The sequence below is a fragment of the Halomonas faecis genome, from assembly GCF_010993975.1.
Classification (GTDB): Bacteria; Pseudomonadota; Gammaproteobacteria; order Pseudomonadales; family Halomonadaceae; genus Halomonas; species Halomonas faecis.
Genome location: NZ_JAACZO010000031.1, coordinates 1 through 1371, shown reverse-complemented (window position 1 = coordinate 1371; position 1371 = coordinate 1). Strand labels below are relative to the sequence as shown.

Genomic DNA, 1371 nt, shown 5'->3' with positions numbered 1-1371 from the left:
CCCTCTCCGGGGTTCTTTTCGCCTTTCCCTCACGGTACTGGTTCACTATCGGTCAGCCAGGAGTATTTAGCCTTGGAGGATGGTCCCCCCGTCTTCAGTCAAGGTTTCACGTGCCCCGACCTACTCGATTTCACAGGATCAGATTTTCGGCTACGGGACTATCACCCTGTATCGTCGAGCTTCCCAGCTCGTTCGCCTAATCAGTCACCTGCTTAAGGGCTGGTCCCCGGTCGCTCGCCGCTACTGGGGGAATCTCGGTTGATTTCTGTTCCTCGGGGTACTGAGATGTTTCAGTTCCCCCGGTTCGCCTCGTTGACCTATGGATTCAGTCAACGATACCCATCTTACGATAGGTGGGTTTCCCCATTCGGAAATGCCCGGGTCGCAGGTTGTTTGCCACCTCGCCGAGCCTTATCGCAGGCTTCCACGTCCTTCATCGCCTCTGGCTGCCTAGGCATCCACCGTATGCGCTTCATCGCTTGACCATATAACCCGAAAGGGTCTGGTCGGCGATGACGTACGACAATTGCCGGATACGCTTGAGACGTATCTTGCGTTCCTTTCTCTCGAAAGAAACTTGTCAGCATGATTCACATTGTTAAAGAGCAATTAAAGCTGGAAGCTTTAAGCTGGAAGCTTGAAGAGGAAACCCCTCTTTTCAAGCGTCTAGCTTAAAACTTCAAGGACTGTGGGTTGTCTTCCAGCGTCAAGCTTTCGACTTCAAGCTCGAGAGTGGTGGAGCCAAGCGGGATCGAAGTCGTGCGCGACCCCGGGCTGACCACCTGACGTGCCAGGCAGGCGCCTCTCCCAACTGAGCTCCTTCAGTACTTTCCAAGGAAAGTGGTGGAGCCTAGCGGGATCGAACCGCTGACCTCCTGCGTGCAAGGCAGGCGCTCTCCCAGCTGAGCTAAGGCCCCTCCTGACATCTCCTCGTGGCAAAACCACGCGAAATGTAATTTGTGTGAGACTCGGCGAAAGACGACGACGTATAGCCTGCTATACGAGGAGTCTTTCAACGACGTGTCACGCAAATTTGGTGGGTCTGGGCAGACTTGAAATAAACCCGGCGACCTCACCCTTCTCTTGACAGCACTTCCGGGGGTGCGCTCTCACCAACTGAGCGACAGGCCCGGTCGAGGCTCGAGAATGGTGGGTCTGGGCAGACTTGAACTGCCGACCTCACCCTTATCAGGGGTGCGCTCTAACCAACTGAGCTACAGACCCATTGGTCGCGCTGGGTCCATACCCAAACAGTCTTTGCTCTGGTCGATCAGGTAATTCAATGTGAGCACTTGCCGCGAAACAGCGAGTCGTCGATTAAGGAGGTGATCCAGCCGCAGGTTCCCCTACGGCTACCTTGTTACGACTTCA

Annotated in this window: 2 tRNA genes and 2 rRNA genes; all 4 read right to left on the bottom strand. The window is 55.1% G+C overall.

Features of this window, described 5'->3' with window-relative positions:
• Positions 1-485: ribosomal RNA gene (locus GFD32_RS11820) — 23S ribosomal RNA — on the bottom strand; the annotation flags it as partial.
• A gap of 356 nt (positions 486-841) precedes the next feature.
• A tRNA-Ala gene (locus GFD32_RS11815) sits at positions 842-917 on the bottom strand.
• A 230-nt stretch (positions 918-1147) separates the two neighbouring features.
• A tRNA-Ile gene (locus tag GFD32_RS11810) sits at positions 1148-1224 on the bottom strand.
• A 94-nt stretch (positions 1225-1318) separates the two neighbouring features.
• A 16S ribosomal RNA gene (locus GFD32_RS11805) occupies positions 1319-1371 on the bottom strand; the annotation flags it as partial.